General features: G+C 48.7%; 14 protein-coding genes. 9 read left to right on the top strand and 5 right to left on the bottom strand.

What is annotated here, in order from left to right:
- Positions 1–7 precede the first annotated feature (7 nt).
- From LRP57_RS05160 to LRP57_RS05150, 3 genes are all read left to right on the top strand, one after another.
- A complete protein-coding gene (locus LRP57_RS05160; RefSeq protein ID WP_231205461.1) occupies positions 8–1,288 on the top strand; it encodes an AGE family epimerase/isomerase in 1,281 nt (426 codons plus the stop codon).
- Between the two features lie 215 nt (positions 1,289–1,503).
- Positions 1,504–3,027: an IMP dehydrogenase gene (gene guaB, locus LRP57_RS05155; RefSeq protein WP_231205460.1), complete on the top strand. Its 1,524-nt coding sequence runs from the start codon at positions 1,504–1,506 to the stop codon at positions 3,025–3,027.
- A gap of 161 nt (positions 3,028–3,188) precedes the next feature.
- Entirely contained in the window at positions 3,189–3,887 is a 699-nt protein-coding gene (locus LRP57_RS05150) for a transaldolase family protein (protein WP_231205459.1), read from the top strand.
- A 98-nt stretch (positions 3,888–3,985) separates the two neighbouring features.
- Here the strand turns inward: LRP57_RS05150 and LRP57_RS05145 are convergent, their stop codons facing one another.
- Positions 3,986–4,702, bottom strand: coding sequence for an exonuclease domain-containing protein (locus LRP57_RS05145; protein ID WP_231205557.1), 717 nt, complete (start codon positions 4,700–4,702; stop codon positions 3,986–3,988).
- Positions 4,703–4,924: 222 nt separating this feature from the next.
- Between LRP57_RS05145 and LRP57_RS05140 the strand changes: the two genes are divergently transcribed.
- Complete coding sequence (locus LRP57_RS05140; RefSeq protein ID WP_231205458.1) at positions 4,925–6,049, top strand: GuaB3 family IMP dehydrogenase-related protein; 1,125 nt, start codon at positions 4,925–4,927, stop codon at positions 6,047–6,049.
- A 292-nt stretch (positions 6,050–6,341) separates the two neighbouring features.
- On the opposite strand, the gene LRP57_RS05135 is transcribed toward LRP57_RS05140, so the two are convergent.
- Positions 6,342–8,015: a fumarate hydratase gene (locus tag LRP57_RS05135; protein WP_231205457.1), complete on the bottom strand. Its 1,674-nt coding sequence runs from the start codon at positions 8,013–8,015 to the stop codon at positions 6,342–6,344.
- A 342-nt stretch (positions 8,016–8,357) separates the two neighbouring features.
- Here LRP57_RS05135 and LRP57_RS05130 point away from each other — a divergent pair, with 342 nt between their 5' ends.
- Together LRP57_RS05130 and LRP57_RS05125 are read left to right on the top strand one after the other, a co-directional pair.
- Positions 8,358–9,743 (top strand): class II fumarate hydratase, encoded by a 1,386-nt coding sequence (locus tag LRP57_RS05130; RefSeq protein WP_231205456.1) that lies wholly within the window; start codon positions 8,358–8,360, stop codon positions 9,741–9,743.
- Positions 9,744–10,031: 288 nt separating this feature from the next.
- Positions 10,032–10,304 (top strand): Sec-independent protein translocase subunit TatA/TatB, encoded by a 273-nt coding sequence (locus tag LRP57_RS05125; RefSeq protein ID WP_231205455.1) that lies wholly within the window; start codon positions 10,032–10,034, stop codon positions 10,302–10,304.
- On the opposite strand, the gene tatC is transcribed toward LRP57_RS05125, so the two are convergent.
- Positions 10,222–11,004, bottom strand: a complete 783-nt coding sequence (gene tatC / locus LRP57_RS05120; RefSeq protein ID WP_231205454.1) for a twin-arginine translocase subunit TatC — start codon at positions 11,002–11,004, stop codon at positions 10,222–10,224. The genes LRP57_RS05125 and tatC overlap by 83 nt on opposite strands.
- A gap of 23 nt (positions 11,005–11,027) precedes the next feature.
- Positions 11,028–11,261: a twin-arginine translocase TatA/TatE family subunit gene (locus LRP57_RS05115; RefSeq protein ID WP_231205453.1), complete on the bottom strand. Its 234-nt coding sequence runs from the start codon at positions 11,259–11,261 to the stop codon at positions 11,028–11,030.
- A gap of 118 nt (positions 11,262–11,379) precedes the next feature.
- Here LRP57_RS05115 and efeU point away from each other — a divergent pair, with 118 nt between their 5' ends.
- From efeU to efeB, 3 genes are read left to right on the top strand one after another with little or no spacing between them, the layout of a single operon-like run.
- Complete coding sequence (efeU, locus tag LRP57_RS05110; protein ID WP_231205452.1) at positions 11,380–12,270, top strand: iron uptake transporter permease EfeU; 891 nt, start codon at positions 11,380–11,382, stop codon at positions 12,268–12,270.
- A 40-nt stretch (positions 12,271–12,310) separates the two neighbouring features.
- Positions 12,311–13,507: an iron uptake system protein EfeO gene (gene efeO / locus LRP57_RS05105; RefSeq protein ID WP_231205451.1), complete on the top strand. Its 1,197-nt coding sequence runs from the start codon at positions 12,311–12,313 to the stop codon at positions 13,505–13,507.
- Positions 13,504–14,877: an iron uptake transporter deferrochelatase/peroxidase subunit gene (efeB, locus tag LRP57_RS05100; RefSeq protein ID WP_231205450.1), complete on the top strand. Its 1,374-nt coding sequence runs from the start codon at positions 13,504–13,506 to the stop codon at positions 14,875–14,877. Before efeO ends, efeB begins: the two co-directional genes overlap by 4 nt.
- Before the next feature lie 221 nt (positions 14,878–15,098).
- On the opposite strand, the gene LRP57_RS05095 is transcribed toward efeB, so the two are convergent.
- Positions 15,099–15,464, bottom strand: a complete 366-nt coding sequence (locus tag LRP57_RS05095) for a hypothetical protein (RefSeq protein ID WP_231205449.1) — start codon at positions 15,462–15,464, stop codon at positions 15,099–15,101.
- Positions 15,465–15,483: the final 19 nt, after the last annotated feature.

The following is a 15,483-nucleotide window of genomic DNA, read 5'->3' as shown; positions in this document are numbered from 1 at the left end:
AGGAATCATGGAAAGCCCGTGGGAAGAACCAATCCTACAATCCAGCTTCACCAAAGAATTCCTTGTTCTTACACGTTTTGCCTGCGCCTCCCTGCGTCCCAGCGGATTTGGATACTTAATGGGGGACGGCACAGTGAACAAAAAACGTCCCGTTGAACTGTGGATTACAGCCCGTATGACCCATGTATTTGCCCTCGCATCCCTATGCGGTATCGCGGGTATGTCAGAATTTGCTGAACACGGGATCCGTTCCTTAACCACTGCTTTTCGCGATCATGAAAACGGTGGCTGGTTCAGCGCAGTAGAACACGGTATCGACGAAAACGGTCACGGACACTACGTTGGAGACGGTCGTAAAGAAGCCTATGCTCACGCATTCGTTATCCTCGCAGCTTCAAGTGCCCTCACAGCAGGTATAGAGGGCGCACGCCAACTCCTTGAGGACGCGCTCGCCGATCAAGATACCCACTGGTGGGAACCAGAACACGGGCGTGTATGCGAATCATGGGATAAGGAATATACGCAGAAAGAAGCCTACCGTGGCCTCAACTCCAACATGCACACGGTGGAAGCATATCTGGCGGCTTATCATGCGACAGGGGAACGCTTGTGGCTAGACCGTGCGCGCGCAATCACCCGCTGGGCCGCTGATCTATGTGCGCAGTGGGGCGCCCGTTTACCTGAACACTTTGATAGTAAATGGGCAGTGCAGACAGATTTCAATAAAGAAAATCCTCATGATCCTTTCCGCCCCTACGGTGTTACACCGGGACACGCATGTGAATGGGCTCGCCTGATGCTGCATGTGCGTGGTGCTTTGAGGGAAAATGGTGACGAAATTCCAGACTGGACACTAGAAGCTCCTCATGCACTTTTTAGTCGTGCTGCTGAGGAAGGATGGGATAGCAAGCATGGTGGCTTTGTGTATACCACCGACTTTGACGGTCAGCCAGTTGTCACAGAACGTATGCACTGGGTTTTATGTGAAGCATTAAGTGCAGCAATGGTATTGGGACGCGAACTTCACGTCGTGGGGCGAACACAAGACGCTGAGGAAGTATCTGACTTTTTTGCTTCATGGCTTGCATGGGCCGATCAGTACCTACGTGAAGACATTGGCAGATGGGTACATGAAGTGAATGAAAACGGTGACGTGTCAACGACAACGTGGGACGGTAAACCTGACGTATATCATGTAGCGCAGATGCTTCTTTTACCGCTGTTACCGCCAGCAGCTAGTTTCGCAGAATCAGCGCGACGGGCACGTGAGAGCCACTCGTTTCTATAAGGAAAACTTTTTCGAGGATCCTCACCTACAGGATTGACCTGAGTGATACGGCCAACACAGGTGCCGTCTTTTATTTGTTTGATGAAAGCCCATTATTTCACCTGTGGGGCATAGGCCTGATATGAAGACTCATATATACAATACAGAGGTCCTACGTCATATTTTTCACAGGGTTCAACGATAAAATGTGTAGGCTTGGCCTCTACACTTGTTCTATGGGTGGACTTACGACACATGCACAGGATCCTTTTGCTTTAACAGGCCTGACTTACGACGACGTTCTTTTGCTACCGGAATTAACGGATGTTGTTCCCTCAACTGTGGATACAACCTCATATCTCACAAAAAATATTCAACTACGTATTCCGTTGCTGTCAGCGGCAATGGATACGGTCACCGAAGCGCGTATGGCAATTGCTATGGCACGTCAAGGTGGCATTGGAATTTTGCACCGAAATCTTTCCATCGATGAGCAAGCACAGCAGGTGCGCCAAGTGAAACGCTCAGAATCAGGCATGGTGGAAGATCCTGTGACCGTCAGGCCCGATGCCACAATCGAGGAACTTGATCGTTTATGTGGACAGTACAGGGTTTCTGGTCTGCCGGTTGTTGGTGAAAATGGTGAGCTCTTAGGTATCATCACCAATCGTGATCTGCGTTTTGTCCCCCCACAGGATTGGTCGCATTTACATGTATCTGATTGCATGACACCGCGTGAACGTCTAGTGACAGGACATGTAGGTATTTCACGCGAGGACGCGAAAGCTCTTTTGGCACAGCACCGAGTTGAAAAACTACCGATCATTGATGACAACGGTTGTTTAACGGGCCTGATTACAGTCAAAGACTTCGTAAAGACAGAGCAGTATCCCAATGCCACCAAAGATGCTCGCGGTCGTTTAGTTGTTGGCGCCGCAGTGGGCTACTGGGGAGACACATGGGAACGCGCCAGCGCACTTGCTGAGGCAGGTGTTGACGTCCTTGTGGTTGATACTGCAAACGGTGGCGCTGCTTTGGCTCTTGACATGATTCGCCGCATTAAAGCAGATTCTGCTTTTGAAGGGGTGCAAATCATTGGTGGAAATGTGGCAACTACCGAGGGTGCTCAAGCTCTGATTGATGCCGGTGTGGATGCTGTGAAAGTGGGGGTTGGCCCTGGATCTATTTGCACGACTCGTGTTGTTGCAGGTGTGGGTGTTCCTCAAATCACTGCTATTCATTTAGCTGCGAAGGCTTGCGGGCCAGCGGGCGTGCCATTAATTGCTGATGGCGGACTGCAATATTCAGGCGATATTGGTAAGGCATTGGTTGCTGGTGCGGATACAGTGATGCTGGGTTCCTTGCTTGCTGGTTGTGAGGAATCACCTGGTGAACTGGTATTTACCAATGGTAAGCAATTTAAGCGTTACCGTGGAATGGGTTCGCTGGGGGCAATGAGTTCACGTGGACGTAAATCGTATTCAAAGGACCGTTATTTCCAAGCAGATGTATCAAGTGATGACAAAATCATCCCTGAAGGCATTGAAGGACAGGTTCCTTATACAGGTGCTTTAGCTTCAGTGGTTTACCAACTGGTAGGCGGTTTGCATCAGACAATGTTTTATTTGGGCGCTTCAACTATTGCCGACCTGAAAAAGAATGGTCGTTTTGTCAGGATCACATCAGCAGGTCTGCGTGAATCACACCCGCATGATGTACAAATGACAACGGAAGCCCCAAATTATCACAGCCTGAAGTGACAGTGCTTGACGTGGCAATTCTGTAAGCGGCGGAGGGAAAATACTATTCCCTTCGCCGCTTGATATTTGCTACCTGTTTTGAAACAGGGGAGGGGATTTGTCGTGACACCTGTGGAACTCATACAGTAGGAGAAAGCCAGAGACTGAAATGGAGGCTCCTGATGTTGATTTTGATTGACGACGCTGACCCAAAGGCTATTGAAGATACATTGTCATTTTTACCAGTTGACGGTGTGACAACAAATCCAGCGATTTTGGCACGTTATGGGGCGGATCCTCTGGCCACATTGAAACGGATTAAGGAAATCTTGCCTTTTGGCTCACAAATGCATGCGCAATTAGTATCGACAACAACTGAGGGCATGTTGGCTGAAGCAGCCGCTTTACGTGAAACTTTAGGTGAACATATTTTCGTGAAAGTGCCTGTGACACGCGAAGGCTATGCAGCAATGCCCTTATTGAAGCAGCGAGGTTTTTACATTACTGCGACAGGTATTCACTCAGCTATGCAAGGTTTCATGGCAGCAAAAGCAGGATGCCGTTATATCGCCCCTTACGTGAACCGTATGGATAACTATGGTATTTCAGGTGTCCGTGTAGCAGCTGATATGCATAGGATGCTTCGTGCTCAGGGGATTCAATCAGATGTGCTTGCCGCGTCTTTCAAGAACTCAGAGCAAGTCCTTGAACTTGTCCGTGACGGCATTGGGGCAATCACAGCCGCCCCTGATGTGCTTGCACATCTTGTCAGTAATCCGGCAACCGATATGGCAATTCATGAGCAAAATGCTGATTTTGCTGGACTTGTCGGTGGGCCGATGACTTGGGCTGACCTGGTTGCTGCCACAGGTGAAAAGTAGAATTTCACCTCACGAATTTCACCTGAGCTACCAGCAGGCATGATGTGTGCTGGTACCTGATCGCAGAGCGCGCACGACTATGCTTATGAGCATGAGGACTACTCAAGAGGCCATGCGCGAGAGATAACAACCTCCTTACCTACACTGCGTCGCATATATTCCTCACGGTCAGCTGCCCATTGTGCATGTTCACGTTTTTGCCATTCGTGAAGCTCCATACACGTCATAGCCCCAAAGGTGTCGGAGTGCTTTCGCGCAATCCCCCCAAGGACATCAAGAGTCATTTGCACATCCACTTCCGCAGTATGAGCATTTTCTTCAGCAACCACACCATATACAGGTGCCATCAGCACCAGTGTTTTCTTTCCTTTGCGATATTTACCAACAACACGGTCAATAACAAGCGGATCAATAACCGGTGAAGGTAAACGACCAAGACGTTCTTCTAAAGTAGGTAAACCATGGCGACGAAGCTCAGCTTCCATCAGAGAAATATCGTAGGGAGCATTGAAAACAACCACAGGAAAACCTCGTTTCCAATGGTCAGTTAAAGTCGAAGCCACATCATCAAGTACCTGAGTAATCGGCTTCCCATTTTCACGCGCATATTCTGTGGTGATCCCATGAACAGCACTCGCTTTTTCAGGTATTTCCACACCAGGATCAGCCAGCCATGTGCGCATCAGATCAGCTTCACGAGGGTGAGCGCCTGCACGTCTCAAAACAAGGGCAGCAGTAACTAAACGATCTTCGTGAACATGCACCCCCGTTGTTTCCGTGTCAAAACCTAACCACGGAACATCTGTCCATATCATCTCTTTTTCACTCATACTTCCAGTGTCCCCTATAACTCCCACATCTGCGTACACTTCAACACCAAAAGTGCGACGCAGCGCTCAATACATGCTGTCTTTGTGCTGAGAAATCCCGTGCGCATACACCCGTATAGAAATATGAGACAAGTAATTTCTATGAGGTGGAAATACACATAAGCATATTGACTGAAAGAAAAAGACTGTTCCCGATAGTATGAGTACGTGAGTCATGAAATTGAAATTGGTCGAGGCAAACGTGGACGACGCGCCTACACGCTAGACGACATCGCTTTAGTACCTGCACGACGTACCCGCGATCCAGAAGACGTCAACGTGGGCTGGCAAATTGATGCCTACCATGTTGATATTCCAATTATGGCTGCCCCCATGGACTCAGTGATGAGCCCTCAGACAGCTATCGAATGTGGACGCTTAGGCGGTATCGGCGTTCTGGATTTGGATGGTCTATGGACCCGTTATGAGGATCCAGAACCACTACTTGAAGAAGTTTCGCATCTTGACGGGGAAGAATCCATTCCTTTTTTACAGAAAGCCTACTCTGAGCCAATTCAACCTGAACTCATTACAGCTCGACTCCAACAGATTCGTGAGGCTGGTGTTGTCGTCGCGGGCCGCCTATCACCACAAAGAACACAAAAATACTGGCGATATGTTGTCGATGCGGGTGTGGATTTATTCGTTATTCGTGGCACCACTGTATCGGCTGAACACGTATCTTCACGCGCAGAACCACTCAACCTCAAACGTTTTATCTACGAACTTGATGTGCCTGTGATTGTGGGAGGCGTATCAACCACAACTGCAGCTTTACATCTGATGCGGACAGGAGCAGCAGGAATCCTCGTCGGTTTCGGAGGTGGCGCAGCCCATTCAACTCGGCAGTCTTTGGGCGTACATGCGCCAATGGCGACGGCACTGGCTGATGTTGCTGCTGCCCGTCGAGATTACATGGATGAATCTGGGGGACGTTATGTGCATGTCATTGCGGATGGAGGTATTGGACGTTCAGGTGACCTGTCACGTGCCATTGCCTGTGGTGCTGATGCCGTTATGCTAGGTGCAGCACTTGCGCGTGCTGAGGAAGCTCCCGGTCGTGGATGGCATTGGGGAAGCGAAGCAACGCACCCTGAAATGCCACGAGGACAGCGCGTACATGTGGGAACAAGCGGAACAATGAAACAGATCCTTTACGGCCCCTCAACACGGGCAGATGGCTCATTAAACTTTGTTGGCGCATTGAAACGAACAATGGCTTCAACAGGTTACAGCGAAGTGAAAGACCTGCAGCGTGTTGAAGTGGTTGTCAGCCCTTACCGCCCGCTATGAACTCTACTGATACTCGTGCGTCGCTTTTTACGCTAGATGAGGTGCAGACACGCTTATATGCGATACGCCTATAAGCGTCAATTGGGTGTAAAAAGTGCTGCTTTCCCACGGATAAAACATGAGAAAGCAGCACCTGTACGTTTTAGTTGAGGCCCAACTTAAAGAGGAAAGTGCTCACATGGTCCTTTCATGCATCAGAAAAGCCTCACATCCTTATTCATTTGTTGAACTGGGAAGGCCAATAATGTCAGTGAACTACCGTGAAGCAGAACAACATGAGGGCCACCAGAATCTATAAACCAGGACGTTTACCAATGGTCAGAGTAACTTCCTGAGTACCAGCAAAGAAATCATTCCCCTTATCATCAACAACAATGAAAGCAGGGAAATCTTCTACCTCAATCTTCCACACAGCTTCCATGCCAAGCTCAGGATACTCAAGTAATTCGACTTTCTTGATGCAATGCGCAGCTAATTCTGCTGCGGGACCACCGATAGAGCCCAGATAGAAACCCCCGTGCTTGTGACAGGCCTGAGTTACCTGATCGGAACGGTTTCCTTTAGCTACCATAATCATTGAGCCACCCAGAGACTGAAAACGATCCACATAAGAATCCATACGTCCCGCAGTCGTTGGGCCGAAAGAACCTGAAGGCATACCTTCCGGTGTTTTCGCAGGTCCGGCATAGTACACAGGATGATCTAGCATGTACTGCGGCATAGGCTCGCCATTATCCAGACGCTCACGAATTTTCGCATGGGCAATATCACGAGCAACAATCATCGTGCCTGACAAAGCCAAACGAGTCTTAACGGGATACTGAGAAAGCTGAGCTAGGACTTCAGCCATTGGACGGTTCAAATCAACGTGAATAGCGCCCTCACCATCAGAACCAAGTTCTTCATCAGTTGTCGCAGGTAAGAAACGTCCCGGATTAAAATCAAGCTGCTCCAAAAACACACCTTCTGGGGTGATTTTTGCTTTCGCTTGACGGTCAGCGGAACAGGACACAGCAATGGCAACAGGTAGAGAAGCCCCGTGGCGTGGAAGCCGAATGACACGCACATCATGGCAGAAGTATTTACCGCCAAACTGCGCTCCAATTCCCATCTGCTGAGTCAGCTCAAAAACAGCTTTTTCCATTTCAACATCACGGAAGCCATTACCGCACTCAGACCCGTGGGTGGGTAAAGAATCTAAATAGTGCGCAGAAGCATACTTTGCTGTTTTGAGGCAGTATTCAGCGCTCGTACCACCAATAACGATAGCAAGGTGATAGGGCGGGCATGCTGCTGTTCCTAATGAACGTATTTTTTCTTCGAGGAACTGCATCATGTGCTCGGGATCCAAAATGGCTTTCGTCATTTGGTAAAGGTAGGACTTATTTGCAGAGCCTCCGCCTTTAGCCATGAAAAGGAAATGGTAATCACATTCATGCCCCCGGTGGGTGTCAGCGTAGAGTTCGACTTGTGCGGGCAGGTTGCAGCCGGTGTTCTTTTCGTCGTACATGGTTAAAGGCGCATTTTGTGAATAGCGCAGATTAAGCTCGGTGTAAGCGTCATATACGCCACGCGAAAGGGCGCGTTCGTCGTTTCCTTCTGTGATGATTCGTTGGCCGCGCTCGCCTTTGATGATGGCTGTGCCGGTGTCTTGACACATGGGGAGTACACCCGCCGAAGCAACATTCGCATTTTTTAAGAGATCGAGTGCGACGAAGCGGTCATTTGCTGAAGCCTCGGGATCTTCCAAAATTTTTGCTAGCTGTTCGAGGTGTTCTGTTCGCAGGAAATAAGAAATGTCATGGTAGGCCTCGCGAGCTAGTGTTTGGAGGGCTTCGGGGGCGATTTTCAGGTAAGGGACACCGTCTGGTCCTTCTACGGTTTGTACGCCCTCAGTGGTAATGAGGCGGTATGTGGTGGTGTCTTCTCCGAGGGGAAGTAAGTCTTCGTAGAAGAACTCAGTCATGGTAACTCCTTGTTGCTGGTGATACATGGGTTGTACACACCGTATGACGTAACTGGGGTAGGAGTGGGGACCCCTGTCCTCATTTGATACTTCCGCAGGAAAAAGGAAGCGAGGTGGGAGTGTTTTTCTTTGAGAATACTGGGATTTTCACGTGTGATGATAGGGAGAAAGTTGGGAGGATATGAGGAAATACAAGTGTGTCATCGCGTGATATGTGACCCTCAGGCTCCGAATTAGTGATGAGGTGATTTTGCGTATATTCCGTAATTACATTCCACAGTTCTTTCTTATTTCGGTGACAATAGAGGGGACAAAGCTAGAACCCAATGATGTGGAGGACTTATGAGTGAATACCGTATCGAACATGACACTATGGGTGAAGTACGTGTCCCTATAGAAGCTCTCTACCGCGCTCAAACACAGCGGGCCGTGGAAAACTTCCCCATTTCTGGTCAGCAATTAGCGCCACACCACATTGCCGCACTTGGACAAATTAAACGTGCGGCTGCCTTGGCTAATGCTGAACTTGGTGTTATCAGTCAAGATATCTGCGATGCCATTGTTTCTGCTGCTGAAAAAGTAATCGCCGGTGAAGTCAATGACCATTTCCCGATTGATATTTTCCAAACAGGTTCAGGTACCTCATCAAATATGAACACAAATGAGGTTATTGCCACCATAGCAACACGTGAATCAGGGCACGAAATACATCCGAATGACCACGTGAATGCCTCACAATCATCCAATGACGTATTCCCTAGCTCTATTCACATAGCTGCATACCAAGCCACCCTGGAAGTGCTTATTCCTGGGTTACGGACTCTGCATGATTCGTTGGAACAAAAAGCCACAGAATTTGCTGATGTCGTTAAATCTGGTCGTACACACTTAATGGATGCAACGCCGATCACCCTCGGTCAAGAATTTTCTGGCTATGCGACACAGATTTCTAAAGGGATTGGTCGTATCGAGGCTGCCCTACCCAATCTTGCTGAATTGCCTTTGGGTGGAACTGCTGTAGGAACCGGAATCAATACGCCGGCAGGGTTTTCTGCCCGAGTCATTGAGCTGATCGCTGAAAATACAGGTTTGCCTTTACGTGAAGCTGAAAATCACTTTGAAGCACAAGCTGCTCAGGATTCTCTGGTGGAATTGTCAGGTGCCATGCGTACAGTGGCTGTTTCCTTGGTGAAAATTGCTAATGACCTGCGTTGGATGGGTTCTGGCCCGCGTACAGGTATTGGTGAAATTTTCTTGCCAGATTTGCAGCCGGGCTCATCAATCATGCCGGGTAAGGTGAATCCTGTTTTGCCAGAAGCAACTGTGCAAGTATGCGCACAAGTGATCGGTAATGATGCGGCTGTGGCCTTTGCTGGAGCGCAAGGCAACTTTGATTTGCTGGTGATGCTGCCGGTGATGGCTTCCAATATTTTAGAATCAGCCTCAATTTTAGGGAATGTGTCGCAGGTTCTCGCGGCGCGTTGCATTGATGGTATTCAGGCAAATGAAGAACGATGCTTGCGTTTAGCGCAGTCTTCACCTTCTATTGTGACGCCTCTGAACCGTTTGATCGGTTATGAATCAGCTGCAAAGATCGCAAAACATTCAGTGAAACATGATTTAACTGTGCGTGAGGCGGCTATTGATTTGGGATTTGTTGAACGAGGTGAAATAACAGAAGAACAGCTTGATGCTGCTCTTGATGTGCGTACAATGACCGGTCAGTGACACTACGGATGATACGCATAAAGCCTTGATGCTACATAATTTGTTGAGTGTCTTTATCGTATTTGACGAGGTGAAATAACTCTACGGGTCTTGGTGGCATATTGCTATCAAGGCCCGTATTGTATTTTGCCTCCTCTGATTATTTTCATTACGGCACGTACCTGTCAGAGATTTTTGGTATTGCTTTATACAAGCCAAGAGCAACTTGAGAGTCACGCAATGAAAGAAAAGAATAAAATACCGTGTAAATTTTACCTAGCGCACAGGTGAAGTCAGGAGCATGTATATATGGAATTCTTCGGCATTTCAGGAACAGAAGCTCTTGTGATTGCATGTGTCGGATTAATTATCCTAGGGCCAAAAACAATGGTGAATGTTGCTCGTACCCTGCTCAAAGCTCGCTCTCGCCTTCAAGAATTTCAACAGGCGGCTCATGAACAAATGCAGACAGTGATTGAAGAAACGGAGCTACCGGATATTAGTGTTCCCCAAATTGACGTAATTTCTTTGTCAGAGCAGAAAAAAGAACCCGACCACGCTGAGCCCACCACATTCGCGTAGCGCATATGCCAACAGCGCAGTAATACAGTCCAAGTAAAGCGAGTGATTGCACGATCATTGACCAGATATCTGGAAGCGGATTCGTAATAGCGGCAAAAGTGAAAGCTCCCATTACTGCCCATCGCCAGCCGCGAATGTATCCGCGAACAGAGACTATGTGTAGCGCATGTAAACCAATGATGACGAGAGGAAAGAGCGCACTGATTCCCATGACAACAGTCAATGTGATGACGAAAGTGATGTAAGAATCAATATCGAGTAGGGAACCGGCTCGTTCAGGTATTTCTGATAAAAGAATCCCAAGTAAACGGGGAAAGAAAAACCAGCCCAGCATTGCTCCGCCGGAAAATAAAATGACGCTTGCGCATGTTAAAGCGATGATGAGGCGACGGTGGTGGCGTTCCAAAGCGGGGGCGATAAAAAACCATACCTGTGCAAGCCACCAAGGGCTTGCACCTATGAGTCCAATCCAGGCAGAAACCGATAAGCGGAGAGTGAGCGGGGAAAGAACTGTCCGAAAATTTACTCCGTCATGATGCATGGGCTGGGTCTGGGCGGCAAAAATCTCATCGAGGGGCTTTACGAGCATCTCAAGCAAAAGGGGATATATGCACCAGCCAGCGATTGCTATAAGAGCAATGCCCATTAAAGAGAGCAGGATACGTTTGCGAAGCTCAAGTAAATGCTCCGTCAGGGGCATGAGACCTGTGGGGTTAGCAGAAATTAGTGTGTGCTTTCTGAAGGGGAAGGGTTTGTCTCTGTAGGTGGGACGGAAGGCGCAGCTTCAGATGTGATTTTTTCTACTTGAGGAGCATCTGAGGACGGCTCATCATCTTGAAGTTCTTTTTTCAGAATTTTTACTGATTGTCCTAGTGATTTCGCTAAATCAGGGAGTTTTTGTGCGCCAAAAATAATGAGGGCAACAAGTAGAAGGATAAAAAAATGTATGGGTCGCATATAAGTACTTCCTTATGAGGGAGGTTGAAACCTTAAAGCAATAAGGTTAGTCTAATCCACACTTTACAAAAAAGGATCATTACGTAAATATCTTTCTCTCGTTCTAGGAGGGTGAGCTGTGTTCCTAGCCAACTTTCTGATTGCCTTACGTGAAGGTGTTGAGGCATCTCTCATCGTCGGCATCATTTTGGCTTACCTAGCCAAAGTTGGACGTAAAGACCTGTTCCCACAGGTTGCTTTAGGCACCATCATTGCTGTCCTCGTTCCCTTGTCTTTAGGTGCCTATATGACCTGGGGACCTTATACCCTGAGCTTCGCTGCCCAAGAAATCATCGGCGGAGGACTTTCCTTAGTCGCCGTGGCAATGGTCACGTGGATGATTTTATGGATGAGTAAAAACTCGCACGCACTCACAGAAAAACTCCGAAGCGACACCAATGCGGCTCTTAAAACAGGGTCCACATGGGGCATCGTGTGGATTGCCGTTGTCGCCGTTGGACGCGAAGGAATCGAAACAGCCCTATTTGTCTGGGCCACAGTGAAATCTTCTGCAACAAACTCGGTCATTGACCCAACCTTGGGTGTACTCACCGGTCTTATCGTTGCAGTACTTATCGGTTGGGCAGTCTATACAGGTGCTGCTCGTATTAACCTCTCTCTTTTCTTTAATATCACAGGATTATTGTTAATCTTCGTGGCAGCCGGAGTCATGTCATACGGCATCGGTGACTTCCAAGAAGCCAATGTTCTGCCCGGCTGGGGAGTACCGATCTACGACTTCACGTACCTCGTTGACGGTTCCCTTGCCTCATGGCTGAACACATCAGCATGGTGGTGGGTCCTCCTTGAAGCCATGTTTAACCTCAATGCTGCCCCCACGCATCTTCAATTCTTCGCATGGCTTATCTACATCGTCAGTGTTTTACCCATTTTCCTCGTGCGTTCACGAATATGTTCACCTGCAGATCGTCCGTCTGCGGTGGCTCACAGCCACGTGGAAACAGCGTAAACACCACTACATCCCAAGAAAAATCTCACAAAGGAGAAACATGAAAATTTCACGTGTGAGCATTGCCGCTTCTACGGCAGGTGTTCTTGCTTTCACCCTCGCCGGTTGCGTGGCAAATAACCCTAGCGCAAATAATCAATCAGAAAAAGCAAATCCTTCCGCTTTGAGCGTAGCCATCAGCGATGACACATGTGTTGTGTCTGCAGCAACCGCCCCTTCAGGTGTCACCACATTCACCTTGACGAACAACGGCACAGTACGCAACGAATTTGAAATCCTCGCTGATGACAAACTCCGTATCGTCGGTGAACGTGAAAACCTTGGCCCCGGCACAACCGTCGAATACACTATCGCATTAGAACCTGGTACCTACTACACCGCATGTAAGAAGAATATGGTGGGTGCCCTCGTAGGAACCGCACAATTCACAGTCACTGACTCGGGCACAAAAGCTGAAGTCAGCGCTGATGAGCAAAGCATGATTGATTCAGCTGTCACAAACTACACCGCTTACATCCGTGACCAAGCAGGACAACTCTTAGCTGAAACACAAAAATTCGCTGAAATCTACATCTCCGGTGCCACAGAAGCAGCAAAAGCAGCATATGCACCAACCCGCATGTACTACGAACGTATCGAACCGACCGCCGAAGCATTCGGTGACATCGACCCAGCCCTCGACCTACGCGAAGCTGACTTCCAAGAAGGCGAATCCGGTATGGACGAATGGACCGGCTGGCACCTCATCGAGAAAGACTTGTGGCGTCCCGAAGGCTATGAAGGCCTGAGCGAGGAACAACGCAAAGACACTGCCGGTAAACTCGTTGAAAATACTCAGCATCTGTACGATCTGGTCTATTCGGCAGAATTCTCTGTTTCACTTGACGACATCTCCAATGGTGCAATTGCGCTACTCGAAGAAGTAGCCACCAGCAAGATCACCGGTGAAGAAGAAGCCTTCTCACACACCGACCTATGGGACTTTGTCGCTAACGTTGAAGGTGCAAAAGTTGCCTACGGAAACGTTGAAACCCTAGCAAAGCAAAAGGATCCTGAACTGGCCAAGCGTATCCACGAAGCCTTTGAAGGAATGCAAGCTGAACTTGGTAAATACGTTGAAGGCGACGGATACGCCTCCTACGACACTGTTGATGATGCTGGTCGTAAAGCATTATCAGACAAGGTGAATGCTCTGCGTCTGCCTCTAGCTCAGCTGACGGCGGCGATCATCAAGTGAAAGAGCATCAGAATGCTTCACAGGGCACCCCGCGGGATCAAGAAAATCCTGCGGGGTTTCCCCCTGCTACAGGAAAAACAGAAGCCTCACACGAAACCGCTGAAAAACCTCATGGCTTATCGCGGCGACAATTCCTTGGTTTAGCTGGACTTGGGGCATTAACCTTTGGTTTAGGAGGGGCATCAGGATTTGCTCTTGGACGGCAAGCAGGCGACAACATTGCCAGTGACGTGCTGCAGACCTCCTATCCTTTCCGAGGTAAACATCAGCAAGGGATTTTGACCCCAGCGCAGCAGCAAATGCATACAGCTGCTTTTGACCTGACCACAGATAGCCGTGATACCCTCATTGAACTGCTACGTGACTGGACTTTAGCGGCAGAACGTATGACTCAAGGTGAACCGGTAGCAAATCACGCCACAAATCTTGAAGCTGCTCCACGTGACACGGGAGAAACCATTGGTGCAGGCCCTGCTGCTTTGACTATCAGTTTTGGAGTAGGACGTTCACTGTTCCTCACCGATGAAGGCGTTGATCGTTTCGGCTTAGCTGGCAAGCTTCCGCAAGTCCTCGAACAAGGAATTCCTCGCATGGCAGCTGAGAAACTGGATCCTCAGCGAGGTGGAGGTGACCTGATTATTCAAGCCTGCTCAGAAGACCCGATGGTGAACCTCCATGCCCTGCATAACCTCACGCGCATTGCTTTTGGACGCGCAACAATGCGGTGGACACAGTTGGGATATGGGCGTACTTCCTCGACTTCTTCCACGCAAAGAACACCGCGTAACCTCTTTGGTTTCAAAGATGGAACATCAAATATTAAAGCTGAAGATTCTCCTGGAGAACTGAATACTCATTTGTGGATTCAGCCTGAAGACGACCAAGGATCATGGGCAGCAGGGGGCACGTACATGTGTACCCGCAAAATCAAAATGATGATGGAAGTCTGGGATGAACTCAGTCTTGGTGAGCAGCAACGCATTGTCGGCCGAGACAAATTCCACGGGGCACCACTGTCTGGTGGGGAAGAATTCAGCGCCCCGGATTTTTCAGCTCAAGCAAATGGCAAACCTGTCATTGATCCCACTTCACATGTGGCATTGATGCACCCAACTAATAATTCAGGTAAACGAATGTTACGTCGCGGGTATAACTACCTTGAAGGCGTTGATTACCTTGGACGTTTGGAAGCTGGCTTGTTCTTCATTGCTTTTGTGCGTGATCCTGCAGTGAATTTCATACCTGTTTTGTCGCGTATGTCTGATGATTTACTGACAGAATACTTGCAACATATTGCGTCGGGTATGTATCTGATACTGCCTGGTGTAGGTGAAGGTGATACTTACGTAGGAGAAACACTCTTGGCGTAATAGACCCTTTTTGTAAGCAATTAATCACGTGTTGTGCTGTGCGTTGAAAAACGCAGGTACAGCACGTGATGTTTTATAAGTTGAAGGATAAGTGCGCCCTGATGAGGAAAGCCCAGCCTGAGGAAAGCAGAGACTGAAGAAAGCAGGGAGTGAAGAAAGCGCTGACGAAATAAAATATGGCTTCAGCGTAAGCGCCGTGACTTATGACTTATCAACGCGCATTACACATGATTGGATGTCCACACCGCGACTTTATCAGCTAAAACCCACAGGACGCTCGCGACAAGTATGCCATTGAAAGGCAGGAAAACAGTCAAAGGATGAGCGGGCGCACACCATGCGAAAGCAGCGCACGCAACAGCGTGTATTCCCGTGAAAAAAGCATTAGCGCATAACAGCGGGCATGCAGCTCGATGACCGGCCTGCCAGATCTGCTCAGAGCTGCGCAACGCGCGACTCGGTAAAGCTAAACGCGAAGCAAAAGGCAAAGTTCCACGAAAAATATGGAAAATAATGTAGGCCAAAGCTCCGGTACACAGCAGGAAAAGTACGCTTCCCGCATAAGCGAAGAACAGAGTGAGTGACACGACAATGCCTTTCTATACG

The organism is Schaalia sp. lx-260 (assembly GCF_021083645.1).
Taxonomy (GTDB): domain Bacteria; phylum Actinomycetota; class Actinomycetes; order Actinomycetales; family Actinomycetaceae; genus Pauljensenia.
The sequence above is the reverse complement of the archived record's forward strand: the minus strand, read 5'-3'. Positions and strand labels throughout refer to the sequence as shown.